We start from the raw sequence: 261 nt of genomic DNA, 5'->3' as shown, positions 1-261 counted from the left end.
ACACATGCAAGTCGAACGGTAACAGGATTAGCTTGCTAATCGCTGACGAGTGGCGGACGGGTGAGTAATGCTTGGGAATTTGCCTTTAGGAGGGGGATAACAGTTGGAAACGACTGCTAATACCGCATAATGTCTACGGACCAAAGGGGGCTTCGGCTCTCACCTATAGAGAAGCCCAAGTGAGATTAGCTAGTTGGTGAGGTAAAGGCTCACCAAGGCGACGATCTCTAGCTGTTCTGAGAGGAAGATCAGCCACACTGG

General features: G+C 50.6%; 1 rRNA gene. It reads left to right on the top strand.

Going from position 1 to position 261, the window contains the following annotated elements:
• Window positions 1-261 (top strand): 16S ribosomal RNA (locus tag CSH93_RS17810); the annotation flags it as partial.

Origin of the sequence: Neoalteromonas facilis, assembly GCF_002807665.1 — a bacterium.
Lineage (GTDB): Bacteria > Pseudomonadota > Gammaproteobacteria > Enterobacterales > Alteromonadaceae > Alteromonas_E > Alteromonas_E facilis.
The sequence above is the reverse complement of the archived record's forward strand: the minus strand, read 5'-3'. Positions and strand labels throughout refer to the sequence as shown.